The sequence below is a fragment of the Microcoleus sp. S36b_A4 genome (assembly GCF_036700645.1).
Lineage (GTDB): Bacteria > Cyanobacteriota > Cyanobacteriia > Cyanobacteriales > Microcoleaceae > Microcoleus.
On record NZ_JAUBPI010000088.1, the window covers coordinates 1 to 26,397 of the forward strand.

General features: G+C 46.5%; 20 protein-coding genes. 11 read left to right on the top strand and 9 right to left on the bottom strand.

Going from position 1 to position 26,397, the window contains the following annotated elements:
• Window positions 1-133 precede the first annotated feature (133 nt).
• Window positions 134-685, top strand: coding sequence for a peroxiredoxin (locus QUA03_RS22720; protein ID WP_333215182.1), 552 nt, complete (start codon window positions 134-136; stop codon window positions 683-685).
• 498 nt (window positions 686-1,183) lie between these two features.
• On the opposite strand, the gene QUA03_RS22725 is transcribed toward QUA03_RS22720, so the two are convergent.
• Window positions 1,184-1,723, bottom strand: a complete 540-nt coding sequence (locus QUA03_RS22725) for a phosphate-starvation-inducible PsiE family protein (RefSeq protein ID WP_333080611.1) — start codon at window positions 1,721-1,723, stop codon at window positions 1,184-1,186.
• A 381-nt stretch (window positions 1,724-2,104) separates the two neighbouring features.
• On the opposite strand from QUA03_RS22725, the gene QUA03_RS22730 reads away from it, so the two are divergent.
• Complete coding sequence (locus QUA03_RS22730; protein ID WP_333215184.1) at window positions 2,105-2,710, top strand: superoxide dismutase; 606 nt, start codon at window positions 2,105-2,107, stop codon at window positions 2,708-2,710.
• A gap of 102 nt (window positions 2,711-2,812) precedes the next feature.
• Here the strand turns inward: QUA03_RS22730 and QUA03_RS22735 are convergent, their stop codons facing one another.
• A complete protein-coding gene (locus tag QUA03_RS22735) occupies window positions 2,813-5,548 on the bottom strand; it encodes a bifunctional acetate--CoA ligase family protein/GNAT family N-acetyltransferase (protein WP_333215186.1) in 2,736 nt (911 codons plus the stop codon).
• Between the two features lie 423 nt (window positions 5,549-5,971).
• Here QUA03_RS22735 and pflB point away from each other — a divergent pair, with 423 nt between their 5' ends.
• The 4 genes from pflB to clpS all read left to right on the top strand — a co-directional run bounded on the left by pflB (window position 5,972) and on the right by clpS (window position 12,481).
• A complete protein-coding gene (gene pflB, locus QUA03_RS22740; RefSeq protein ID WP_333215208.1) occupies window positions 5,972-8,200 on the top strand; it encodes a formate C-acetyltransferase in 2,229 nt (742 codons plus the stop codon).
• Window positions 8,201-8,462: 262 nt separating this feature from the next.
• Window positions 8,463-9,203, top strand: coding sequence for a pyruvate formate-lyase-activating protein (gene pflA, locus QUA03_RS22745; RefSeq protein WP_333215188.1), 741 nt, complete (start codon window positions 8,463-8,465; stop codon window positions 9,201-9,203).
• 123 nt (window positions 9,204-9,326) lie between these two features.
• Complete coding sequence (gene adhE, locus QUA03_RS22750) at window positions 9,327-11,957, top strand: bifunctional acetaldehyde-CoA/alcohol dehydrogenase (protein WP_333215189.1); 2,631 nt, start codon at window positions 9,327-9,329, stop codon at window positions 11,955-11,957.
• 230 nt (window positions 11,958-12,187) lie between these two features.
• Window positions 12,188-12,481 carry an ATP-dependent Clp protease adapter ClpS gene (clpS, locus tag QUA03_RS22755; RefSeq protein WP_006633998.1) on the top strand — a complete coding sequence of 98 codons (294 nt, stop codon included), beginning with the start codon at window positions 12,188-12,190 and terminating at the stop codon, window positions 12,479-12,481.
• 70 nt (window positions 12,482-12,551) lie between these two features.
• Here the strand turns inward: clpS and QUA03_RS22760 are convergent, their stop codons facing one another.
• Both QUA03_RS22760 and QUA03_RS22765 read right to left on the bottom strand, forming a co-directional pair.
• Complete coding sequence (locus tag QUA03_RS22760; RefSeq protein ID WP_333215190.1) at window positions 12,552-13,052, bottom strand: plastocyanin/azurin family copper-binding protein; 501 nt, start codon at window positions 13,050-13,052, stop codon at window positions 12,552-12,554.
• Window positions 13,053-13,155: 103 nt separating this feature from the next.
• Entirely contained in the window at window positions 13,156-14,274 is a 1,119-nt protein-coding gene (locus QUA03_RS22765; protein ID WP_333215210.1) for a tocopherol cyclase family protein, read from the bottom strand.
• 170 nt (window positions 14,275-14,444) lie between these two features.
• On the opposite strand from QUA03_RS22765, the gene QUA03_RS22770 reads away from it, so the two are divergent.
• Complete coding sequence (locus QUA03_RS22770) at window positions 14,445-15,026, top strand: Npun_F5749 family FMN-dependent PPOX-type flavoprotein (RefSeq protein ID WP_333215192.1); 582 nt, start codon at window positions 14,445-14,447, stop codon at window positions 15,024-15,026.
• A gap of 162 nt (window positions 15,027-15,188) precedes the next feature.
• Here the strand turns inward: QUA03_RS22770 and cysE are convergent, their stop codons facing one another.
• Together cysE and QUA03_RS22780 are read right to left on the bottom strand one after the other, a co-directional pair.
• Window positions 15,189-15,986 carry a serine O-acetyltransferase gene (gene cysE, locus QUA03_RS22775; protein WP_242719981.1) on the bottom strand — a complete coding sequence of 266 codons (798 nt, stop codon included), beginning with the start codon at window positions 15,984-15,986 and terminating at the stop codon, window positions 15,189-15,191.
• A 300-nt stretch (window positions 15,987-16,286) separates the two neighbouring features.
• Window positions 16,287-16,769, bottom strand: coding sequence for a hypothetical protein (locus tag QUA03_RS22780; protein WP_333035992.1), 483 nt, complete (start codon window positions 16,767-16,769; stop codon window positions 16,287-16,289).
• A 59-nt stretch (window positions 16,770-16,828) separates the two neighbouring features.
• Between QUA03_RS22780 and QUA03_RS22785 the strand changes: the two genes are divergently transcribed.
• Together QUA03_RS22785 and mrdA are read left to right on the top strand one after the other, a co-directional pair.
• Window positions 16,829-17,101 (top strand): hypothetical protein, encoded by a 273-nt coding sequence (locus QUA03_RS22785; RefSeq protein ID WP_333215194.1) that lies wholly within the window; start codon window positions 16,829-16,831, stop codon window positions 17,099-17,101.
• Between the two features lie 214 nt (window positions 17,102-17,315).
• Window positions 17,316-19,142: a penicillin-binding protein 2 gene (gene mrdA / locus QUA03_RS22790; protein WP_333215196.1), complete on the top strand. Its 1,827-nt coding sequence runs from the start codon at window positions 17,316-17,318 to the stop codon at window positions 19,140-19,142.
• Between the two features lie 153 nt (window positions 19,143-19,295).
• Here mrdA and QUA03_RS22795 read toward each other — a convergent pair whose 3' ends face one another.
• The 3 genes from QUA03_RS22795 to QUA03_RS22805 form a co-directional block, all read right to left on the bottom strand.
• Window positions 19,296-21,050, bottom strand: a complete 1,755-nt coding sequence (locus QUA03_RS22795) for a DUF3352 domain-containing protein (protein WP_333215198.1) — start codon at window positions 21,048-21,050, stop codon at window positions 19,296-19,298.
• Between the two features lie 69 nt (window positions 21,051-21,119).
• Window positions 21,120-22,298 (bottom strand): flagellar assembly protein H, encoded by a 1,179-nt coding sequence (locus QUA03_RS22800; RefSeq protein WP_333215200.1) that lies wholly within the window; start codon window positions 22,296-22,298, stop codon window positions 21,120-21,122.
• A gap of 49 nt (window positions 22,299-22,347) precedes the next feature.
• Window positions 22,348-22,953, bottom strand: coding sequence for a pentapeptide repeat-containing protein (locus QUA03_RS22805; protein WP_333215202.1), 606 nt, complete (start codon window positions 22,951-22,953; stop codon window positions 22,348-22,350).
• Between the two features lie 142 nt (window positions 22,954-23,095).
• Between QUA03_RS22805 and purL the strand changes: the two genes are divergently transcribed.
• Window positions 23,096-25,657, top strand: a complete 2,562-nt coding sequence (gene purL / locus QUA03_RS22810) for a phosphoribosylformylglycinamidine synthase subunit PurL (protein WP_333215203.1) — start codon at window positions 23,096-23,098, stop codon at window positions 25,655-25,657.
• A 218-nt stretch (window positions 25,658-25,875) separates the two neighbouring features.
• A complete protein-coding gene (locus QUA03_RS22815; RefSeq protein WP_333215205.1) occupies window positions 25,876-26,349 on the top strand; it encodes a 4-Cys prefix domain-containing protein in 474 nt (157 codons plus the stop codon).
• Window positions 26,350-26,397: the final 48 nt, after the last annotated feature.

Consider the following 26,397-nt stretch of genomic DNA (forward strand, 5'->3'; position numbering starts at 1 on the left):
AGTTCAGCCTTGTGGCTGGAAACGTTATGTACGGGCTTTCACCGTGATTCACGTTTCAACGAATCGCACTGCCTCTACCTATTTAATCAGAAAACTGTAAACTTGTCTTAAGTACAGTTCTAATTCTAAATTTATGATGTCGCGTCGCAAGTTTTTTAGCACTTTATTGGCAATTTGTCTAGTTTTTCTAAGTTTCAATTTTGCCACACCTGCATTTGCCCTCGGCGGTAAGCTTCCTCCGGTAAATCAACCAGCGCCGGAGTTTTCTTTGCCGACAAACAGCGGGGACGGACAAGTGTCCCTGTCGGATTATCGCGGTAAGTGGCTGGTAGTCTATTTTTATCCGAAAGACTTTACTTCAGGATGTACCATCGAAGCGCGGAGATTTCAGCAAGACTTGCCGAAATACTTGGCAAAGAATACTCAAATTATCGGTATTAGCGCTGATGATGTCGATTCCCATGCGGAATTTTGCGATTCGGAAGGTTTGAAGTTTCCGCTGTTAGCTGATACGGATGGTAAAGTGAGTAAAGCTTACGGTTCTTGGATGAGTTTTATCTCAGCGCGACACAGTTTTATTATTGATCCTGAAGGTATTTTGCGTGAAACCTTTGTGAAGATTAATCCGGCGATTCATTCTAAAGAAGTGTTGGCTCGCTTGGTGGAATTACAGGCTAACGGGTAATACTATTTTAGATTTTAGATTTTAGATTTGAATAATTGGGAATGATTGATGAAGCTTGTCTTTGTAGTTAAGACTACATTCCTCTGAATTTTCAGAGGATTTTAGGCTTCACTGCAACCGTTATCAGGTTGATTTGACCTCACATCTTGCACCATTCTCAATAATCCTTTTTTGGGTGGAATCTCCCAGGGCGGTTTCATTCTCTTGTAGGGGCAATCTCTCATGAAGATCCCCGATATTTGAAACATCGATTTCATCGTCCGTGGGGGGGCGGGCACTCTTGGCACCGCCCCTACAAAAGCCTGATTTTCGTGAGAATGAAACAGCCCTGTGGGATCTCCTGCCCAGCCTACAATAAAATCTACTCTCTGTGGAACGGGCAAGATGCCCGTTCTTGACAATGGTTCAACATCTAAGTTTTACGGGAAATGATGGCTGGTAACGCGACAAGCAATATTAGAGTAAATTTAAAATCTTAAATCGCCTGTCATGCCATATTCAATGAGAATTAAACTTGCTATTGGCTACAACAGATGCGGAAGAAGATTCATTGTCTGATAGATTTCTATTTCTGCTAGCCATGCGACGTTCCGGGTCAATTCCCTCGAAGGTTGGGGGCAACCAAACTCGGACTACCAACAACACTCCCAAAACCAGCAAAAATGCGCCTGTTGATAATATTTGAACCCAGGGAGTTTCCAGCACTCCCCGCACGATGACTTCTCGCAAAACAGATACTATACAGACTTCCACAGCCACACCTATCGAAACTCTTTGTTCTTGCAAGTAAATAATTAGCAGCCGAAATAATTCCACTAAAACTAATAAAAATAGAATGTCTGCCGTCACTTGCTGAAAATTCAAAGGAGGCAGCAGCGAGAAAAACATTTCTCGCAGTTCTAGCACCATGAAACAAAACAAACCAATACATAGGGAAATGACAATTAAGTCTTGGACTGTTTCCAGAGCGGTGACGATTAATTGCAGATTCAACCATTGAGGGGGGTGACTAGACGAGTTGTTTAAACGCTTTTCCATTGACAGCTCCTGCAACTTGTTTGACTTTCTTACAGCTTAATTGAACTTAGGTTAATCTTTGATAATTTACAGGTTTAATCTATTTATCAGTCTCATAAAATTTCGAGCGGTTGACAATTTCACACACACTTTTATTTGTCTCCCAGGTAGCTTGACATTTAGTAATACTTTATGCTATTTGAAACCGACAATAGGTAGCTTTGATATCTAAAAAATAGAAGTCTGAATCCTAAAATGCTGCAACTGCTATAAAATATGAAAATTGTAAAGAATTATTTACCACAGCTTGATACACTCAAGCTAGTGACGGTCGGCTTTAATCATAAAAAAGCCACCAAGTCAACCGAAAAACCCAAAGTAATCCAGAGAGGATTGAACACCATGGCATTTGAACTAGCACCATTACCCTTCGCCGCTGACGCCCTAGAACCAGCTCATATGTCGGCCAACACGTTTTCATTCCACCACGACAAGCACCACGCTGCTTACGTCACCAATCTGAATAAACTGATTGAAGGGACTGAAATGGCGAGCAAATCCCTTGAAGAAATTGTCAAGGAATCTGCTAAAGACCCATCCAAAGCAGGCATTTTTAACAATGCAGGTCAAGTTTGGAACCACAACTTTTTCTGGAATTCGCTCAAACCGGGCGGCGGTGGCACTCCGACAGGAGCTTTAGCTGACAAAATTAACACTGACTTCGGCAGCTTCGACAAATTCAAAGAAGAATTCAAGACTGCTGCGACAACTCAGTTCGGTAGTGGCTGGGCTTGGCTGGTTGTGGACAACGGCACTTTGAAAGTCACCAAAACTGCTAACGCTGACACCCCGCTTGCACACGGCCAAACTCCGTTGCTGACTTTGGATGTGTGGGAACACGCTTATTATTTGGATTTCCAAAACCGCCGTCCCGACTACATTACTAATTTCTTAGATAATTTGGCTAACTGGGAGTTTGCAGCAGCAAATTTGGCTGCGGCGGCTTAGTAGCATCTTAGTTTGAGGACTAAAGTCCTCACTACAAAACGATAAAGTTTGTAGTGAGGACTTTAGTTGTGATGAATGAGAATTATTTAACCCAACTTGCTATTAGCAAACAAAAACAGCTTTCAACATTCCTTCGCCTCGGTCTGGTTGGAGTTCAAATCCTAGTTTTTTACAGAGGCTCTGCATCTTGTAGTTGCTATTGAGAATGTAGCCAACGATCGCCTCTAATTTCTCTTCCTGACCAATTTGCAGCATCCGCCTCAATAATTCTGTTCCCAAACCGCGCTGCTGATAGCTATCGCTAACGATGAGGGCAAATTCGGCTTGGTTTGTGCCGTGGAGTTTGCTCAGACGCGCTACTCCCAAAATCCGGTGTTCTGAGGTTTCCGGGTCTTGACGATCGGCTACTAACAGCATTTCCCGATCGTAGTCAATAAAACAAATCCGGGTCAAACGTTCGTGAGCAATGCGGTGCTTTAACTTTACCATGTGAGCGTAGCGCAAATACACGCTCTCTTCGGAAAGTTCTTCGTGGAACAGCACCATCAGCGGCTCATCTTCTGGACGAATCGGACGGATCGTGATGGGACGATCGCCGTCCGTTGACCATGTTTGAACGTATTGCGTAGGATAGGGGCGAATCGCGGGTGAAATGGGGTTTTCTGTTGTTTGCAGAACAACACGGGCATCAAGAGCGATCGCACCTTCAGGAGAAACCAACAGCGGATTAATATCAATCTCGGCAATTTGAGGTTGCTCTACAATCAGTTGACTGAAACGAACTAATAACTGTTCGAGTTGTACCAGGTCAATTGCCGATCGACCGCGCACTCCTTGTAAAGCTTTATAGATGCGAGTTTGCTCCATCATCCGCCGCGCTAGGGTGGTATTTAAAGGCGGAAGTGCTAGCGATCGATCTTGAAATACTTCCACTAATTGTCCGCCGGAACCAAACAGCATCACCGGCCCAAATTGTGGGTCAATACTGCTACCCAAAATTAGTTCATAGCCTTCCAAATGCACCATCTGCTGCACGGTTACGCCAAGAAACGCTGCAGGATCTATCGCCCGTACCCGCTGGGAGATCGCCTCAAAGGCACTAATTACAGCGTTAGCATCGCCTAAATTTAGTTTTACGCCCCCCACATCGGTTTTGTGAGTAATCGTCTCAGAATGGAGTTTTAGCACCACTGGATAACCGAGGCGATCGGCAATTTCCACAGCTTCGGCAGCACTCGCTGCAATTTCTGTCGCTACGGTGGGAATGCCGTAAGCTGCCAGCAACTGTTTTGATTCGTACTCGGTTAATAAAGTGCGATTGTTTTGGCGGGCAGCAGTCAAAATCTTCGCCGCAGTCGCACACCCGGAAGTCTCGATTTCGCGATCAGCGGGGAGAGAAGGCGTTTCGTAGATAGCGCGCAGGTTGTATGTGTACCGCCACATATAGTTGAATAACCTGACGGCGGTATCGGGATAGGGGAAAGTCGGAATATTTGCCTGATTAAGAATTTGCGTTCCCGCTGACACTTCCACACCGCCCATCCAGCTTGCCAATAAGGGCTTTCCGAGTTTGCTGTAAGACTTGAGTTTTTCTGCGGTTTGCGTCGGATTCGTCATCGCTTGTGGCGTCAGGATGACCAGCAATCCGTCACTATTGGGATCGGGAGCGACAACTTCTAGAGTTTTGGCGTAAAGATCGCTACTAGCATCGCCCAAAATATCGATCGGGTTGTGATGACTCCACTGAGGTGGCAAAAACTCATCAAGCTGCTGCAGCGTCTCCGGTGCCAAATCTGCCAGCGCACCGCCGTCGCTAATTAAGGCATCAGTGGCGATCGCCCCCGGGCCTCCTGCATTGGTGACGATCGATAGGCGGTTGCCTTGCGGTCGCGGTTGCTTGGCCAGAATTTCTGCCATGTCGAACAAATCGGAAATCGTATGTACCCGCAACGCGCCACAGCGGCGGAAAGCAGCGTTAAGCACGTCATCGCTGCCGGTCAAAGCTCCCGTATGGGAAGCGGCGGCTTGGGCGGCGGCGGCGGTACGTCCTACCTTGAGAATGATGATCGGTTTGTCGATCGCCACTGGGCGGGCGGCGGACAGAAACGAACGAGCATCACCCATAGATTCCATGTACAAAACGATACTGTGAGTATGGGGATCGTCTCCGAAATACTCGATCAGATCGCCCCAACCGACATCGAGCATAGAGCCGATCGATACAAAGGCGCTAAAACCGACATTTTCCCCCAAACTCCAGTCGAGAATCGAAGTACAGAGGGCGCCGCTTTGACTGATGAAGGCGACATTACCCGGACGGGCGATCGTACCTGCAAAAGTAGCATTCAGCCCAACCACAGGATTCATCACACCGAGGCAATTTGGGCCGATAATCCGCATTCCGCCCCGACGCGCCTCGGCCATAACTTGCTGTTCTAAAGCCTCCCCAGCCGCGCCAATTTCTTTAAAGCCAGCAGAAACAATAATTGCCCCTTTCACCCCAGCAGCGATACATTCGCGGATCACTTGTGGCACCCCAGCAGCAGGCGTAGCAATCACCGCCAGATCCACTACTTCCGGGACGCTAGCAATGTCAGGATAAGACTTGAGCCCCAACACGCTGTGGCGCTGGGGATTCACCGGAAAAACTGTTCCGCCAAACGGATTCCGAATCAAGTTCCACAGGAGAGTACGTCCGACGCTTCCTTCTCTCTCTGTTGCGCCGATTACAGCCACGGAGCGAGGCCGAAAAATCCGATCGAGCGGATGACGCTGTTCTTTCCAAATATCGTGAGCCGGATCGCTCGCAGTGCTTTGATTTCTTGAATTTATCTGCATAATACCCTTGTTCAATTAATCAGCAATTAATATTGCTCTGCTTTCGATAACAATTCTCTAATCCAATCTGAACTATTTTTCTGCTATTCTTCTGCTATTTTTCTGCTTTTTCTTCCTCTTCTTCTGGTCTTCGCAGTTCGCGACCCAAACTCTCATTGCGCGTTCCCGACCGACCCGCACTTAAACAACATTTCCGTTGTCTAACTATTAGTTCGGAATCCAATTTTGTCAGAGCTTGCTCACAAATCCCAGAGGTTGTTCTGCCTACTATCTATCTTAATTCTTCCCACGGAATTAGCAAGTCAATTTTTGTAACAAATAGCGAACTGGGTATTTAAAATATTGAAATTAAATATATACTAGATGTAGTGGTCGAAGAAGAAAAGATCGATCGCTAACAAAAATTTGAGGTGAATGCAAGCTATGTTTGCAGAATGGCACGGCTTTACTGAAGGCAACTGGAAAAAGGAAGTCAACGTCAGAGACTTCATTCAAAAAAACTACACCCCCTATGAAGGGAATGCAGAATTTCTCACAGTAGCAACCGAAAAAACCCAGCAGCTTTGGCAAAAAGTTCTGGAATTAATGAAGCAAGAGCGCGAAAAAGGTGTATTGGATGTTGATACAAAAGTTCCCACATCTATCACGGCTCATGCAGCAGGATACATCGATCGCGACTTAGAACAAATAGTAGGTTTGCAAACAGATCGACCTTTGAAACGCGCGATTATGCCCTTTGGCGGAATTCGCGTGGTCAAGGCAGGTTTAGAAGCTTACGGCTATCAGCTCGATGGGCAAACGGAAGAAATATTTACGAAATATCGCAAAACTCATAACGATGGTGTATTCGATGTCTACACGCGCTCGATGCGTCTGGCGAGACGTTCTGGTATCATCACAGGTTTGCCAGATGCCTACGGACGAGGGCGGATTATCGGTGACTATCGGCGCGTTGCTTTGTACGGTGTCGATCGCCTAATTGATGATAAAAAAACACAGCAAGAATCACTCGAACTAGACGCGATGGACGAGGCGACAATTCGTTTGCGCGAAGAGTTATCCGAGCAAATTCGGGCATTGTTTGAGTTAAAAGAAATGGCGGCTAGCTACGGCTTTGATATTGGCCGTCCGGCAGCAAATGCACGAGAAGCTGTCCAGTGGGTGTATTTTGGCTACTTGGGAGCAGTGAAAGAACAAAACGGGGCAGCGATGTCTCTCGGTCGCGTATCGACGTTTTTAGACATTTATTTCGAGCGCGATTTGCAAAGTGGCGCGAGTTCCGAAGTGGAATTGCAAGAACTGATCGACCATTTTGTAATGAAACTCCGCATGGTGCGGTTTTTGCGAACTCCCGACTATAACGCTCTGTTTTCTGGCGATCCAACTTGGGTAACAGAGGCGATCGGCGGTATCAGCGATGACGGTAGAACATTGGTAACTCGTAACAGTTTCCGATTCTTACACACCCTGTCAAACCTCGGTACTGCACCCGAACCAAATCTCACAGTTTTGTGGTCGGAAAACTTGCCGGACAACTTCAAACAATTCTGTGCGAAGGTATCCAGCGAGACGAGTTCGATTCAGTACGAAAACGACGACTTGATGCGTCCTCAATACGGCGATGATTACGCGATCGCCTGTTGTGTTTCCGCGATGCGAATTGGCAAGCAAATGCAGTTTTTCGGCGCGCGAGTTAACTTAGCTAAGACTTTGCTCTATGCGATTAACGGCGGTAAAGATGAGAAGTCCGGCGACCAAATTGCGCCGCAGTTCCCAGCGATTACTACCGAATATCTCGATTATGACGAGGTAAGAGCGCGGTTCCACGACATGATGGCGTGGTTGGCAAAAACGTATATCAATACGTTGAATGTCATTCACTATATGCACGACAAATACTGCTACGAACGCCTAGAAATGGCATTGCACGATCGCGATGTTTACCGGACAATGGCCTGCGGAATTGCCGGACTGTCTGTGGTAGCGGACTCGCTCTCGGCGATTAAACACGCTAAAGTTAAAGTGCTTCGCAACGAGCAAGGTTTGGCAGTGGATTACTCGATCGAAGGAGAATATCCCAAATACGGCAATAATGACGATCGCGTAGACAGTGTGGCGATCGAACTTGTGCAAAGTTTCATGAACGAAATTCGCCAGCACAAAACCTACCGCGGCGCTGTAGCGACTCAATCGGTACTCACGATTACTTCTAACGTAGTGTACGGCAAAAAAACTGGTAGCACTCCCGACGGACGTAAAGCAGGCGAACCCTTTGCTCCCGGTGCTAACCCGATGCACGGCCGAGATTCCTGTGGGGCGATCGCATCCTTATCTTCTGTAGCAAAACTGCCTTACAGCGATTGTCAAGATGGCATATCGAATACTTTTTCGATTCTACCGCAGGCCTTGGGCAGAATGGAGAGCGATCGGACTAATAACCTAGTTAGTCTTATAGACGGTTACTTCCACGATGGCGGCCATCACATCAATGTTAACGCCCTCGATCGGCAAACATTACTAGATGCGATGGAACATCCAGAAAACTATCCCCAGCTAACAATTCGCGTCTCCGGTTATGCGGTTAATTTCATCAAACTTACCCGCGAACAGCAATTAGATGTGATTAAACGCACCTTCCACGAACGAGTCTAAATCCCAGCAGTGATTGGACTTATTGCATGAATCTTTGCTCTAAAAACCGCAGATGTAAGGCAGATTAACACAGATTAACGCAGATAATTGAGGGAATTGAGAGCTTGGGAGTGCAATAGGTTCATTGTGGGTAAGTTAGCGGTTGTCCGCCGCGAGGAATGTAGCAATCACAGTATCTATTTTTCAGCTCGTTTGACCTCAGAGACTTTCCGATCGCAGCGGATTAATTCATTATCTCGGAACATAACCAACAGCAAATTAAATGTCTGGAATTGGTCGCATTCATTCAATCGAAACATTTGGTACTGTAGACGGCCCCGGAATCCGGTTTATCGTCTTCACCCAAGGCTGTCCGTTACGCTGTCTTTACTGTCACAATCCCGACTGCCGCAATTCCCACGATGGTAAAGAAGTAACCGTCGATTATTTAATCGATCAAATTACCAAATGTAAATCCTACCTGCGGAAAGGAGGCGTTACAGTCAGCGGCGGCGAACCGTTGATGCAGCCGGATTTTGTCAGAGAAATCTTTAGTCGCTGTCATCAAATGGGATTGCATACAGCCCTTGACACATCAGGCTTCTGTGTTTTAGACGTTGCTAAACCGGTTCTGGAAATGACCGATCTGGTTTTATTGGACATCAAATCCTACATTCCCGAACTGTATTACAAAGTCACCAATGTGTCGATCGAGCCTACTTTAGCAATGGCCAAATATCTCAGCGAAATTGGCAAACCGACCTGGATTCGATTCGTTCTAGTTCCTCACCTCACAGATGCCATCGAAAACGTAGAAAAACTAGCGGATTTTATTGCCAATTTGACCAATGTGGAAAAAGTAGAAGTCTTACCATTTCATAAAATGGGAGAATACAAATGGGAACAATTAAAACTGGATTACGAACTCAAGGATACACCTGCAGCTTCACCGGAACTCGTGCAACAAACTGTTGATATTTTTCGCAGTCGCGGGGTCCATGCGATCGGAGCTAGCGGTATATAATAATTAAAGACCGCGTTCACAAATCCCCCACAATATTGAAATTATCTGCCTTGATATGCGGGTTCCCTAACAATCAAAGATTGAGGCAATAATTTTTCCAAAATAAACATCAGGAAAAACAACATGAAAGTTACCAATTTAGAGGAATTAGAAGTCCTAATTCAAAAAGTAAAAGCAGCCCAAGCTGAATTTGCCACCTACACTCAAGAACAAGTAGATCGCATATTCAAGCAAGTAGCTTTAGCCGCTAATGCCGCCCGCATTCCCTTAGCCAAGGCAGCAGTCAAAGAATCGGGAATGGGAGTGATCGAAGATAAGGCAATCAAAAATCATTTTGCCTCGGAAATGATTTACAACAAATACAAAAACGACAAGACTTGCGGTATCATCGAGTCCGATCGGCATTTTGGTTACGAACGCATTGCCGAACCCGTGGGAGTGCTGGCGGGAATCGTTCCTGTAACTAACCCGACTTCCACCACCATCTTTAAATCTTTAATCGTGCTCAAGACGAGAAATGGCATTATATTTTCTCCCCATCCCCGCGCCAAATCCTGCACGGCTGCGGCGGCAAAAATCATCCTAGATGCTGCTGTAGCGGCAGGAGCACCACCGGATATTATTGGGTGGATTGACGAGCCCACTGTGCCGCTTTCCCAAGCTTTGATGCAGCACCCCGATATCAAACTAATTTTGGCAACTGGCGGGCCGGGAATGGTAAAAGCTGCCTACTCTTCAGGGCATCCGTCCCTCGGTGTCGGTGCGGGAAATACTCCCGCCATCATCGATGAAACCGCCCACATCCAAATGGCTGTCAGCTCAATTTTGCTCAGCAAAACTTTCGACAACGGCACGATTTGTGCTTCGGAACAATCGGTGGTTGTTGTGGATGAGGTGTACGATGCCGTGCAACTGGAATTTATCAAGCGCGGTGCTTATTTCCTGAATGCTGAAGAACGGGAAAAAGTGCGGCAGGTAATCTTAATTGATGGTCGATTGAATGCCGAAATAGTCGGACAATCGGTGCAAAAAGTGGCGCAAATTGCGGGTTTTGTAGTGCCGTCAAACATCAGGGTTTTGATTGGAGAAGTTGATGCTATAGGTAAAGAAGAACCCTTTGCTTGTGAAAAACTTTCGCCGATTCTCGCAATGTACCGCGCCAAGGACTTTACTGAAGCAGTAGACAAAGCCGAAGCGCTGATAATTTTTGGCGGGCACGGACATACTTCTGTACTCTACACCGCTCCGCACAATCAGAAGCACATTCGTTATTTTGAAAGCAAACTAGAGACTTCGCGAGTGCTGATTAATACGCCTTCTTCTCAAGGTGCGATCGGCGATTTGTACAATTTCCGCCTCGATCCCTCCCTTACCCTCGGTTGCGGTAGCTGGGGCGATAATTCCATTTCTGTCAACGTGACACCCCATCACCTGCTCAATATCAAAACCGTAGCAGAACGGCGCGAGAATATGCTCTGGTTCCGCATTCCTCCCAAGATTTACTTTAAGTCTGGTTGTCTTCCTGTTGCTTTGAGGGATCTTGCAGGTAAGAAACGTGCTTTGATTGTGACCGATAAACCTTTGTTTGAATTGGGATTGATTAAGGAAGTCACAGATAGTTTGGAAGAAATCGGCATCGATCACTACACATTTTACGATGTGGAACCCGATCCTTCGCTGGCTACTGTTCGCAAAGGTTTAGAAATCTGCAATAGTTTCCATCCAGATGTGATTATTGCTTTTGGTGGTGGCTCGCCGATGGATGCTGCTAAAGTAATGTGGCTGATGTACGAGCATCCAGAAATTGAGTTTGAAGGATTGGCGATGCGGTTTATGGATATTCGCAAGCGGGTATACGAACTGCCGCCTTTGGGTTCAAAGGCAATTATGGTGGCAATTCCAACTACTTCGGGAACGGGTTCGGAAGTCACGCCTTTTGCGGTTGTTACGGATGAACGATCGGGGATTAAGTATCCGCTTGCAGATTATGCTTTGACTCCGAGTATGGCGATCGTCGATCCAGAGCTTACGCTGAATATGCCACGGAAACTGACTGCTTACGGTGGCATTGATGCGCTAACTCACGCTTTAGAAGCTTATGTTTCTGTGTTGGCTTCTGAGTATACAAATGGTTTGGCTTTAGAAGCGATTCGTTTGCTGTTTAAATACCTGCCCAGCGCTTACAAAAATGGTGCTAATGATCCGAAAGCGCGGGAGAAAGTACATTATGCTGCTACGATCGCCGGGATGGCATTTGCTAACTCTTTTCTGGGGGTTTGTCACTCAATGGCTCACCAATTAGGTGCAACTTGCCATGTCCCTCACGGTTTAGCGAATGCGCTGATGATTTCCCATGTAATTCGCTACAATGCAACGGATGTTCCGTTCAAACAAGCGATTTTTTCTCAAAACAAGTATCCTAACAGCAAGTGGCGTTATGCTCGAATTGCGGACTATCTGAATTTGGGCGGCGATACAGAAGATGAAAAAGTTGAGAAGTTGATCGCAGCGGTGGAAGATCTGAAGCGTCAGGTAGATATTCCTAGCACGATTCAGGAGGCGATCGCCAGTCAGGGAATGAGTGATGATTTCTTTTTTGCTCGCGTTGAGGAAATGGCAGATCGAGCTTTTGACGATCAGTGTACCGGAGCTAACCCCCGCTATCCGCTGATTGAAGATTTAAAGCAACTTCTGGTGCAAGCGTATTCTGACGCTGACACTTCTGAACTCAATCGAGAGTTAACTTTAGTGTAATCGGCGCGGTGCAATAGATTTCTCCCGAAAAGCCTGTCAATGGGGGGCAGGGTGTCTAACCCCTAATCCCCACAAGACTTTCTGGAGAAATCTAACGCAGGGTTCGGTGGTGAAAATAAACCCCGAAGCAGATCAAAATACCAAGTAGGAATTGAAAAAATCTGAAATTATGTTATGATTTTAGAGGTAACTATTTTACGAATTTTGTAGTTTCAGTGGCTGTTCGCGCGATGACCTCTTCACCAACCATAGCACCCGTTCGATCGAGTCAAGTTACCCGCAAACCTTATCCCAACTATCGGGTAATAGTCCTCAACGACGATTTCAACACTTTCCAGCACGTTGTGGAATGTTTGACGAAATACATTCCAGGCATGACGAGCGATCAAGCTTGGAAACTCGCCAACCAAATCCACCACGAAGGCCAAGCCACCGTCTGGGTTGGCCCGCAAGAGCAAGCAGAACTTTATCATATGCAATTGAGCCGTGCAGGACTGACAATGGCTCCGCTAGAGTCTACTTGATAAGTGTCTAGATGGCCGAAAGTTCGATCGATTTTCGGTAATTCATCTGAAATTGAACGGAGATTGGGATTTAAGAGGCGATCGTAATTTTGCCAATCATCCCCGCTTCCGTATGTCCGGCTACCGTACAGCGCAGGTTGTAGGTTCCCGATTTCACGGGCACAAACACCCATTCTGCCATAGCGCCCGGTTTAAGTTCCAATTCGTGAATCGCTCCTTTAATTTCCACCTTACCCGCTTCAACTTTTTGAGTCCAACTCGCATCAGCAAAGTTTTTAGCAGTAAAATAATGTTTCTGCGAACTGGGATTTTTCAGCACTAATTTATAGCGCTTGCCCGATTCAAATTCTAGCAGATTGGGAAAAAACTTAAGTTCCCCAGCTTCGTTACCCAAACTAACAGTAATTTCGGTGACAGGTTGGCGCGACAAATCACCTGCAGCACTAGCAATTGCTGCCGGCCTCAAAATTGTACTCAAACATAAAATTAGTCCCAAAATAACTTTGAAAGTTTTTTGTAACCGCTGGCTGCGGTAGAATTTGCCTAATTGCCAACCGAGTAAATTGATCATGGCTGTTAAGACTACTGTTAACTATTAACTGACTAAGGACTAATAAGGACTGACTACGGACTAATGACTACGGACTAATGACTACTGACTACTGACTACTGATTTAATTCGATCGCCAAACTTCATCCCAAGGCCCGCCTCCAACTTCCAAACCCGATAAATAACTTTGAGCCTCTAAGATAATTCTAGAACGCTGCTTGCCATTTTTTTCCACATTTCCCCCCAACAACTCTCGCAATTGCAAGCGCAATTCGCCGTGCGTCGTATCCCGGCAGCAAAAAGCCATACCTTTTTCTGTAGGAGTTCGCACATAAGTACCAGGACTGGTTGTAGTGCCAATTAACTCAACTTCAAACTGACTATTTCTAGCCTGCATTGTCCAGCTTCCCCAAGGTTCAATATTCCAACTAACTTCCGAATTCCAAGGCACAAATTCGTAAAACTTGCCTCGGTAATGCAGACAAATCATTGCTACCGATTCCATCCACCACAGCACGCCCCGCTTGCCGCCACCAGCGGTTAAAGCTAAATCCTTTTCGCCTTGAAAACAATTGCAATTAATCCAAAACCACTTTTGCGGAAAAGCACCGCCCCAGTTTTTTTCGCTGTAAGCGGGAGCATCTTTAAATTCGTAGCGTTCGCCATTCCAATCAATCCAGCCCGTGGCTAAACCGTGAGCCATTAAAATTTGCCAGCCCGGCTCAAATACGGGGAGAAAAGATAGCATTCCCGCCGTAGATTTCTGGAGTTCCTGAGAGTTGCCCCAGCCATAAATAGGTTGGATTTCATACTGCCAAAAACAGTGGCTGCCACTTCCCGGATCGTGCAGATAACCTTGATTCAAACGAGCAGTAGCTTGATAGCCTTCTTCGACGCGGCTGTCGAATACTTGCGGCTCTAAATATTGGGGTTTAATTTGTAAATCTGTTTTGCCCCAATGTCCGAAACCTAAGCTTTCTCGATCCGCCCAAAACTTATTTACATTGGGAAAAGTGCGACACAAATAGCTATCTTTCGGGCCGAGAATCTGAGCTGCACCGCCACTGTAAGGTTGACCGCCTCTGGGATCTTCGATGGAATACATGAATGCAAAGGATTGTCCGTGAATCGGTAATGTTATTCTGTAGTACCAGCCTTCAAAAAAGCGGCGGGAACTGCCGTCCCAGTGGTAGCCACTGTGGGGAGTTTCAATAGTTTTGAGTTTTGAGAGTGAATTTGACATAGAATTACCAATAGGAGAAAGAAGAGTCATTAGTCATTAGTCAGTAGTCATTAGTCATTAGTCATTAGTTAACGGTTAACAGTTAACAGTCAACGGTTAACAATGCCCAATACCCAATGCCCAATTCCTAATGGCTAATGACTAATGACTAATATGATAGGTTATTAATTATGTCTTTAGCACTTTGGCGATCGCCCTTAGCTCGCGCGCTCCACCGCAATCGCAGTCTTGCTTTTTCCCGCTACTTGCAACTAGCAACGGTTCGGGCTACCGGGCGACCGGCTAACCGCACTGTGGTGTTTCGAGGCTTTTTAGCAGATACTAATCACTTAAAGTTTATTACAGATATTCGCAGTCAAAAGGCAGAGGAAATTAACCTCTATCCTTGGGGGGAAATTTGCTGGTATTTCCCGAAAACTCGTGAACAATTTCGGATTGCTGGAAAGCTCGTTTTGGTAGGGGCAGATTATCCAGAGGCAGAGTTGTTCTCATTGCGGTGCACAACTTGGCAGGAGCTTTCTGAGGCGGCTAGAGCGCAGTTTGCTTGGCCGCAGCCGGGGGATGACAAAGCCGAGGCTAGTGCTTTTGATTCTGCTTCCCCAAATGCGATCGAGCCGCTGCCTAATTTTTGCTTGCTGTTGTTGGAACCGGAAACGGTGGATTTGTTAGAGTTGCGGGGGGAACCGCAAAACCGATCGCTTTATCGGCGCGACGGGGAGGGAAATTGGTCTGTGCGATCTGTTAATCCTTGAAAAAGAAGTCATTAGTCAGTAGTCATTAGTTATTGGTTATTAGTTATTAGTTATTAGTTATTAGTTATTGGTTATTGGTTATTTGTTGTCAGTTCCAATGCCCAATGCCCAATGCCCCATGCCTAATGCCCAATGCCCAATGCCCAATGCCCAATTCAAATTTTAGATGCCGGTGCCGTCAAAAAACTCTTGAATTGCTTTATCTTTTAACTGACAAGTGGTAGCAACAGCTAATTGGGTTTTTTCAGCTACAGCTACATTGCTGGTTTGATTTAAAGTTGGGAATCCTGAAGGCGAATTGGGAACAGAATTTAAGGAGACAGATGCTTGAGGAAGCAAACTTTTTACTTGCTGTTCGAGGGATTCGATACGATCGAGCAAAGAGCGAATTACCACAGCTTCCGAATCCGGCAAACTGCCGTGTTCTAGGGGATTGACGCGCACTCCCGATCGATAGACGATGCGGCCGGGAATCCCTACCACTGTGCAGTCAGATGGTACGTCGCGGAGTACGACGGAACCGGCGCCGATGCGGACGTTATTGCCAATTTGCAGATTGCCGAGTACCTTGGCGCCGGCACCGACAACTACGTTTTCGCCGACGGTAGGGTGACGCTTGCCGCTTTGTTTGCCAGTACCGCCAAGGGTGACACCTTGGTAAATTAGGGCAAAATCGCCGATAATCGCTGTTTCGCCGATCACAACCCCCATACCGTGGTCGATGAATACGCTTTTGCCGATGGTTGCCCCTGGGTGGATTTCAATTCCGGTCAAAAAACGAGCAATGTGGGAAATCAAGCGGGGGATGAAGGGAAGTCCCAACACATAAAGCCAGTGTGCGAGGCGGTGCAGCACTAGGGCCTGAAGACCGGGGTAGCAAAACAAAACTTCCAGCCAGTTGCGAGCGGCAGGGTCGCGATCGAAAATTATACTGAAGTCAGCTCTAAGAGTCTTTAGCACTTTCGGAGTTACCTATTTTGGTTAAACACGCCACTTTCGATTTTACATTTTACTGGATGGCGGAAGTGAGCGGTCGATCGGGAGATTGGGTAGTGGGAGATTAAGAGAGTGGGAGATTGGGGAAATTGGGGCATGGGGAATTGGGAATTGGGCATGGGGCATTGGGAATTGGGCATGGGGCATGGGGCATGGGGCATTGGAACTGACAACAAATAACCAATAACCAATAACAAATAACAAATAACCAATAACTACTGACTACTGACTACTGACTACTGACTACTGACTACTGACTACTGACTATTCCTGTACTGAGATTGTATAGTTAGACTTGACTCCGGGTTCGACAGTACCTACCCAAATCCTGTAAGAGCCTGCTTGCCAGTCAGAATCAAGTATGCCAGCATCTTTATTCTGACCTATATCGTCTCCGCAGCGCACCGCATTACCGGGGCCTTGTACGAGTAAGGTTGTGTCCTTGCCTCCGCTGTTGACTTGGAGCGTGAGTTTTGAAAATTTTTGCTGCAAGACTATGATGTGGTCGGGAGTTGGGGTGGCAAAACCCAAACATTTGTTTTTGTGGCGATCGGCGTTGGCTATGACAGATAGAGAGTACGATCCGCCTGTAGAACCTCTCAAAACTGCTGTTGGGGCTGCAAAACCTCGCGATAAAGTTAAAGTGCCGAAATTGGCTGTTTCTGCTAAAACTGGTAGGGCGGCGATCGCGGCGATCGCAGCCAAGAGCGCACCGTTTTTGAAATTGGCTCGCTGATTAAACAACATGGTAATACTCCTCGGTCACAACTTAAAATCACAACTCAGAATTTACCCATCGCAGCCCCTTGAATACAAACTATGGAGGAAGAATAATTTTTAAATTAGTTCAAAACCTCCTGGCTTCTCTTCCTTATGTCTATCAGGACAATCCGTGTACGATCGCGCTCGGTTGTGCCAGTCGGATTTCTGCCACAGGCGATCGACTCATATCCGAAATTGTACGGTGTCAAGATGATAAATTTGATACTCCTAGCATTCCTGTTGGCGATCGGTTCCCTATTGACACAGGCCTTGGTATTGTTACCTATAGGTCTATCTGGCTGGCTCCACCTCCCTAATTGGCTGAGCCTGACCTTGATTTTTCTGGGTATTTCTTGGTGCTTGGGGGATTAGTGAGCAGTCATGAGTTAATTAGTGATTAGTCAAAAGTTAACGCTTAATCATTCCGTTTCCCCCAACGGGCAAGGCACGATCGTCCCCGGTTTGATGATGTATACTTCAAAATTGACAATTCAAGAATCTAAAATCTAGGATTTGACATCTACCTATAGAATGATGCAACGACAAGTTTATTCGATCTCAGCATTTCACTCTTCTGACAAAACCCTGGCGGAAACTCCTAAGAAACAGGAGCGTCCGATACACCGGGCGATCGTGTTAATGCTGGTGGCGACCGGTTTGCTGGGCCTGCACGCTAGTCGGCTGGTGGAATTGCAACTGATACAAGGGAAGCAAAACCGGGAAAGAGCCGAAAACAATCGCGTTCGCCTAGTTCCCATGCCGGCGAATCGCGGACACATTATCGATCGCCAAGGCAAGTTACTAGCGGCAAACAATTTAGCTCGATCGGTATACTTGTGGCCGAAAGAACAAACGTCGGAAGAGTGGAAAGCGACAGCAGAAAAGTTGAGTCCGTTGGTTAAAATCCCGGCACAAGAAATTTTAAAAAAATTAAAAGAGGTCGATCCTCAATCCTACAGACCGGTGCGGCTCAAGCAAGCAATGCCGCCAGAGGTGTTTGTGCCACTAGCAGAAGAGGTGGGACAAATGCGGGGAGTGGAAGTGCGGCCAGAAGCGAACCGCTACTATCCCGAAGGCAGTTTGGCCGCTCACGTGATCGGATATATTGGCGAAGCTACCGCAGCAGACTTAGAAGATCATCCCGAATATCCGATGGGGATGATTGTCGGTCAAATGGGCATAGAAGCGAGCTCAAACCAGAAGATTGCCGGAGTTTGGGGCGATCGGCTGATCGAGGTAAATGCCCAAAATCAAGAATTGCGACTGATGGGAGATACACCGCCCAAACCCGGTGAGGCGGTGCAGCTAACCATAGACTTGTCTATGCAAAAAGCAGCCGAAAAAGCCTTGGGGCAGCGCCGGGGAGCAGTAGTGGCGCTGGATGTCAAAACCGGGGCGGTATTAGTTATGGCCAGCCACCCGACTTTTGATCCCAATCTGTTTACGCGAAAAATCACTAAGGATGAGTGGAAAACTCTTCAAGACCCCGAAAATCCATTTTTGAATCGGGCCATGCAAGGCTATCCCCCCGGCAGCACCTTTAAAATTGTGACTTCCGTCGCGGGCATGGAGTCGGGCAAATTTTCGCCGGACTCAATTCTCGGTACTTCTTCTTACATTACTGTGGGGGGAATTGATTTTAACGAACACAGCGGCGGTTACGGCGACATCGGCTTTCGGGATGCTTTGGCTTTCAGCAGCAATACATTTTTTTATCAAGTGGGGATTAGTACGGGGCCGGAGCAAATTTCTAAGTGGGGACACCGCCTGGGAATTGGCAAGGATACGGATTTGAATCTTTTGGGGCTAGGTGGCGGCGATTACGGTCAAATCCCGACGCCGGAGGAGAAGGAAAAACTTTATAAAGAACCTTGGTATGCGGGTGATACGGTAACGATGTCGATCGGTCAGGGGTTGGTGTTGATGACTCCTTTGGAGGGGGCGGTGATGGTGAGTTCGATCGCTAATGGCGGTTATCGGGTGAAGCCTCATCTGTTAACTTCTATGACCGGCACAGCGGAGACTAAACGGGTACATACGGGGATGAAACCTTCAACCATTCAGGTGGTGAAGGAAGGACTGATCGCGGTAGTTGCCCAGGGTACGGGACAGGGGATGAATGACGGTACGATTCCACTGACGGCGGGCAAAACAGGGACTTCGGAGGTCATTGGACAGGAGGATCACTCTTTGTATGTCGCCTTCGGGCCCGCTGACAAGCCGGAAATTGCGATCGCCGTGATTGTGGAAAATGGCGGTTATGGTTCTGTTGCCGCGGCCCCGATCGCCAAAGAGGTGTTTCAAGCTTATTTTGGGCAACAGAAAAAGGGGAAGCAGTCAGTAGTTATTAGTCCTTAGTTATTGGGAATGGGGAATGGGGCATAGGGAATTGGGCATAGTTTCTTCCTTCTTCCTTCTTCCTTCTTCCTTCTTCCTTCTTCCTTCTTCCTTCTTCCTTCTAACTACTGACTACTGACTAATGACTACTGACTACTGACTAATGACTACTGACTAATTCAGCCGCATAAATATAGTAGCTTTGCGAATTCCTGTTATTTCTCCCGTACTGGTGACAGTAAGCGATCGCAAGTGATCGAACAATGGTCTTGCCGAAAGTTCAATTAACCTCAACAGCGGGATTTGTTTTTCCCAAATTGGCCTGCTGGAGGGCCAGTCTAAATAAAAATAGCCGTCGTTAGATGGCGGTAGCGGTTCAATGCTGGTTTGAAAATCTTGATTGGCAAATAAAGAGCCTGTTTCAGCGGCTTCTAGTGCTGCGTCCATTGCTTCTACTGAAGTGGTGAAAATTTCGTATTTGCCGACGCTGGCTCGTACTCCTTTTGCCTCGGTTTCGATCGCACTTTTTCTATTATTTTCTTCTCCATAATTTGGGTTTGTTGTCAACTGCGTCCAAGCGGTAATTTTCTGATTTCTGAGAGTGAAGCTGCCGATGCTGTATTCTTTGCTGCGGGCAATTTCATCGAGTTTATCGATCGCCTTTTGGGAATCAGGAGATTTTTCGGCGGCAAAAATCCAGTCAGCACTATTTGAGGAATTCGGAAGCACTGCTAGAGCGTATTCTCCTTGTACCCAGTTAAATATATCCTGTGGCAGGTTGACGCCCCAAACTTGCTGAATATCTGCCAGGGTGCGATCGACTAAATTTGAGACTTCTGCATTAGTGGAAACCGCCGATGACAAATCAGCCCAAAAATTCCTTAAATCGGTGCTGGCGATCGCGAAAGGACTGGCTGAAGGAATGTATTGCAAGGCTTGCACAGGTTCGGAGAGTGTTGGAGAAGCTGTGTTTTCTCGCGATGTCACTAAAGCAGTTTGAGCCAGCAATCCCCGTCGGTTGACTCCGACAGCAACTGCGAGAGAATTAAAAGAAACTTGGAGATTTTGCTCGGTTGCTGATTGCGGGAGATTGACAAATGCTAAAGCGATTCTGCCTTGATTTAGCTGCTGCAAAGCTTTCTGATATTCGGGGGTATTGTTGAGAGTTAGGTTGGCTGATTCAACGTTATTAATTGCATCTCGAATCACATTTGGGCTATTGGCAAATAAAACAAAATTTTGGTTATTCCCAGAATTTAAATGTCCGTTGATGGCTGCTGTTGCGAAGCTGGATGGCAACTTGGAAGTCGGCACAGAAAACTGGTTAAAAGGCGAAAGTGAAGCAGATTTTTTCTTGGTTATGGGTGCTTGTTTATAATTAATTTTCACGCCTTTATATATTTCCGACTGCACTGTTTTATCGGCACGAGATTGTTGGCGCCAGTAGGAGTCGAGAAATTTTTGGCTGCGATCGACCTTTTGGGAGGAAACCGCCAGCAAAAACCCGGCTTGTTGGCCGTTGCTGCTGTCGCCATCGAAATCTGGCGTTGTAACGGCGAGGGTTATTTCGTCACCTATCCAAGGTTGGATATCTCGACTGTAATCGAGGCCTGTATTGCCGAGGAGACTTTTTTTGATTTGCTCAAATTCTGCGTGCGATCGACTTCTTTCTTCGGGAGTGGCAAAAACTTGTCGCAATGCTTCGATGCGATCGGGATTTACCAACATTGAAGCTAACAAAGGTGCTTGTTTCGAGACAAACACAGCCGCAGCCGGAGTAGTTGTCGGCCCGCCAGCGAGCAAATTCAGGGGAGTTTGAGTTGTCAGCCAGTAAAAACCACCGGCACTCAAGCCTAAAAGTGCCAAGACGCCAGCAATGAGGAAAGAAAAGAACGATCGCAATTTCATCGGCAAATGACAAATTACCACAGTCTCTGATTATACACCCAGAACCCCGACTTGTTTCAAAAGCAGAGGTGCTCGCCACATTGTTAGTTTTTAAGTCGATCGAACTGGCAATCTAGCTATCAGATTTTCCAGGGATAATTGAGGCAATTCTGACAGCAGTAATGATAAATTTTCTGGGGATAAGCCGAGCAAATTGGGGATGAGATTAACCGGGCGTTCTTCTTGTCCTGATTGGCTGAAGCGGTTGTTCAAAACACTTTCCGCTAGCAAATTTTGGACTTGTTGGCGATCGGTTTGGGCGATCGGCAGCATAGATAATTGGACTAACAACATAGTAAACTCGGCAGTAGGTAGAGCCGATACCGGGCGCAAAAAGGTGACAGTTAGCGGGTCTAACTCCCCAAATCTTACCTGCAAGAAACTCTCTAAAATTAACCGCTGTCCTTGTTCTCTTCCTTGCTCAAGACCTTGTTCTCTTCCTTGCTCAAGACCTTGTTCTCTTCCTTGCTCAAGACCTTTTACAATACCTTGTACAAGACCTTGTTCTCGTGCTTCTTGTAACTTTTGTTGAAAAAGGGGTACGATCGCCATAACTAACTCCTGATCTTCATCATCCATTGTGGGATTAGTTGGTGTATTCGCTTGCAAATTTTCCTGCAAGATGTAAAGTAATTGTAGCGCATTAGCTCGAATTGAAGCATCAATGGGAAATGCAGTTAATTCCGCGATCGCCCCTTGCTGCACCCTGCCCCTACCCCACATCCGCAACCATATAGTCTCTGGAGTCCTCGGTAGCTGGTGAATAGCGATTAACCCAACTCTCCAAACCTCCGATAAAAAATAAATTCCCCTCCCCCAGCCCTCAGACTCTTCGGAAGTCCGAAAACCAAAACTATTTAATAAAGCTTCCGAAGCAGTGGGAGTGAGAATCCACAACATCGGTAATTGTCTTTCCTCAAAACGTTGATTTTCTCGATTAGCCCGCCGCCCCAGTTCTGCCCTACTATTTAATAACTTAACGACACAGCTAAAAATTCCCTCAGCAGTCACAGGATTGCGAAACGGTTCAATTATCGCCGCCGTTGCAGCCATTTTACCTAACAAACCCAAACTTTGGACATATTCGCCATCAAAAGAATTTGGTTGAAACCAAACATCAATTTCTCTAACTTCAGCAGTGACATTTTTGCTCGTTTCTACTTCTCCAAGAGGCGACAATAACTCTTGCAGGTATTCTTTTGCAAACTGATCGTGGGGAAACTTAGTCATCCGATTTTAGATTTTAGATTTTAGATTTTAGATTTTAGAAGCAGGTTGTCTACCATCGCACTCCTCGCGCGTCGGAAAAATCTGCATCTAGAACCGCCCCCGGATCGAATACAGCATCAGTCAAATCAGCCTTTCTAAATGACGTTATTGACAATTTTTCTATTTGTTCAACAGCGATAAAAAAGCCGATCGCAGTTAACCCAAGAATTACCCCAGAAACCAAAAATAAGACAATTCCCCTGATAGTATCTCCGCCCAAAAATGTCACAATACCGCTAGCGCCGATCGCAGCAGCAGCCCCAGCCACAGCCCCAGCCACAATTCCAGCCTCGCACCGAGTCGCAGCAATCGCCGTAGCAGCCGTTCCAGCCACCGCCACAGCCCCCGCATCCGCCCCGGCTATCAGTCCAATCAAAGCCCCAGCCGTCGTCACTGTCACCGCTGTCACCCCAGCCCTAGCAATCAAATTTCTCACCCGCCTGCGGCTTTGTCCGGTTCTGACACCCTGAAAATTTGCCCCCCTCAAAATCGCCCCGGTGAAATTGCAGCCTCGAATGTCGCAACCGCTGAAATTCGCCCCAGATAAGTCAAGCCCTTTAAAAGAACGGTTCCGCAAGTTTTGGTTAGCAAAATTGAGATTTTGAGGTAAAGTCATTCGATTTTAGATTTTAGATTTTAGATTTTAGATTTTAGATTCACAACCCAAATACCTAGGATTTTAGATTTTAGATTATAGATTGTAGATTAACCAACCAAAGGGCATTTAGAATAAAGCCTGTGGTTTATAACGAGTTTCCATGTCTCCCATCTCCGAATCCCCATTTTCGCCCGAACAAATTGCCGCTGAAAGACTCACACCTGAAGAATATGAAGAAATTGTTCAGCGTCTAGGTCGCCATCCTAATAAAGCTGAATTGGGAATGTTCGGCGTCATGTGGAGCGAACACTGCTGTTACAAAAATTCGCGGCCACTATTAAAACAGTTTCCCACAGAGGGCGATCGAATTCTCGTTGGGCCCGGAGAAAATGCCGGCGTCGTAGACTTGGGAGACGGCTTGCAACTCGCTTTCAAAATTGAATCCCACAACCACCCGTCAGCAGTCGAACCTTTCCAAGGTGCAGCAACCGGTGTCGGGGGGATTCTCCGCGATATCTTTACAATGGGTGCTCGCCCGATCGCACTTTTAAATTCCCTGCGTTTTGGTAACTTAGACGATGCCAAAACTCAGAGATTGTTCAAAGGCGTAGTATCGGGAATTTCCCATTATGGAAATTGCATCGGAGTACCCACAGTTGGAGGCGAAGTTTATTTCGATCCGGCTTATTCTGGCAACCCATTAGTTAACGTCATGGCCTTGGGTTTAATGGAAACTCAAGAAATCGTCAAATCCGGGGCATCCGGCATCGGAAATCCAGTGCTTTACGTCGGTTCAACTACCGGGCGCGATGGCATGGGAGGAGCAAGTTTTGCCAGTGCCGAATTGACTGACAAATCAATGGACGATCGCCCCGCAGTCCAAGTAGGAGATCCATTTTTAGAAAAATCCTTAATTGAAGCTTGTTTAGAAGCATTCAAAACCGGTGCAGTCGTCGCTGCCCAAGATATGGGTGCAGCGGGAATCACCTGTTCGACATCAGAAATGGCAGCCAAAGGCGGCGTCGGCATTGAATTCGATTTAGACAAAGTTCCCGTTCGAGAAAGCGGTATGGTTCCCTACGAATACCTGCTTTCGGAATCCCAAGAACGGATGTTGTTTGTTGCCCAAAAAGGACGGGAACAGGAATTAATCGATATTTTCCACAGATGGGGATTGCACGCGGTAGTAGCGGGGACAGTCATCGAAGAGCCGATCGTCCGAATTCTCTTTAAAGGCGAAATCGCTGCCGAAATTACCGCAACTGCTTTGGCAGATAACACGCCAATTTATCACCGAGAATTGTTGACAGAACCGCCAGAATATGCTAAAAAAGCATGGGAATGGACGGCGGCTTCGCTGCCACAATCCACAGTTAAAGGTATCGAAATTAACGGTGATTTTCAAACTTGGAACCAGATTTTGCTGACACTTTTAGATACTCCCACCATCGCTTCTAAACGCTGGGTTTATCGCCAATACGACCATCAAGTGCAAAACAATACTGTTATTTTACCTGGTGGTGCAGATGCTGCGGTTGTCAGATTGCGTCCGCTAGAACCCTGCCACTCTTCCCTTGCTAACGGGTTAGAAGTACACCCCCTTGCTAAGGGGGATCTACTGAGAGAAAATGCTGTTTCTCTAGCTTCCGAAAGCAAACAGGAAGAAGAGGTAATTCCTCTATTTACAAAGGCACAAGGTAGGGAAACTCCAAAAGTTTCTCCCCCCCTTAGCAAGAAGGAAGCGCCCTTGGGGATGATTCCTGGAGTTGCTGCAACGGTTGATTGCAATTCTCGTTATGTTTATCTCGATCCTTATGAAGGTGCAAAAGCAGTCGTAGCGGAAGCAGCTAGAAACTTAAGTTGTGTGGGCGCTGAACCTCTGGCAGTTACTGATAATTTGAATTTTGGCAGTCCCGAAAAGCCGATCGGATATTGGCAGTTAGCGTCAGCTTGTCGCGGGATTGCTGATGCTTGTCGGGAGTTGGGAACGCCTGTTACTGGTGGCAATGTTTCTCTTTACAATGAAACGGTTGATGCTGAGGGAAATCCTCAACCAATTTATCCGACTCCGGTAATCGGAATGGTGGGGTTAATTCCCGATTTAAAGAAGATTTCTGGCCAAGCTTGGCTAAAGAAAGGTGATTTAATTTATGTGCTGGGAATTGGTGAATCATCCCAAAACCCAGAACTTCCATCGGAAAGCTCAAAAATCGAAACTTCTCCTACTTTGGGTGGTTCGGAATATTTAGCGGCAATTCACGGGATTGTAGCTGGGAAACCGCCAAGGATAGATTTTGAGTTAGAAAGAAAAGTGCAATCGGTTTGTCGCGATGGAATTCGGCAAGGTTGGGTATGTTCTGCCCATGATTGTGCGGAAGGTGGAATTGCGATCGCCCTCGCGGAATGCTGTATCTCTGCTAAAATGGGTGCAGAAATTCATCTCAGTTTTAATTCGGAAAAGGTCGGCCGCTGGGATGAAATTTTGTTTGGTGAAATGGGCAACTGCATTGTAGTTTCAGTCGCACCGAAAAATCAAGAAATTTGGGAAGCTTACCTGCAAGAACATTTGACAAAAATGTGGCAAAAAATTGGTGTAGTTTGCTGTGCTGAATCACCTTTGCGGGTTGTGACTGCTGACAATCAAGTGTTAATTGAGGTTGCGATGGGTGAGATGGGCGATCGGTTCTATAATGCGATCGAGCGTCGGATTGCATCTGTTTGACAACGTGAAGTTTCGATCCCCCTAAATCCCCCTTAAGAAGGGGGACTTTGAGTGTTCTTGTCCCCCCCTTCTTAAGGGGGGCTAGGGGGGATCTCCGGGTTTAAAACACGCGCAATAACCCCAACTTCTTACAAAATTCACGATTCTTAGAAAAACCTATAACAGAAGTCGGGGTTCTTAGACACTATATAATATAAACAATATCATTCCTAAAATAAATGATTTGCTGTATCAATCCCAACTGCGAAAAGCCTGAAAACCCGGACGGGCAAACATATTGCATGACTTGTGGCGTCAAACTCGTGCCAATCCTGCGAGGGCGTTACCGCCCCATCGGATTCCTCGCTCAAGGTGGCTTCGGCAGAACTTATTTAGCAGAAGATATTGATCGACTAAATCAACGCTGTGTCGTTAAACAACTAGCACCAAATGCCCAGGGAACTTGGGCGATGAACAAAGCGGTAGAATTATTTCAGCAAGAAGCCAGACAACTGCAACAGCTAGGACAACATCCCCACATTCCATCCCTAGATGCCTATTTTGAACAAGACAACTATTTGTATCTCGTACAACAGTTTGTCGATGGCGATAATTTATTAAAGCTTTTGCAAAATGGGGGAATCTGGCAAGAAAAGCAAGTTAAGCAACTATTACTCGAACTCCTAAGCTGTTCGACATCTAAACTGCATTAACTCGCGTTACCTTTGTTTTTGATCTTTCGGTTCCATTTCATAATTAAT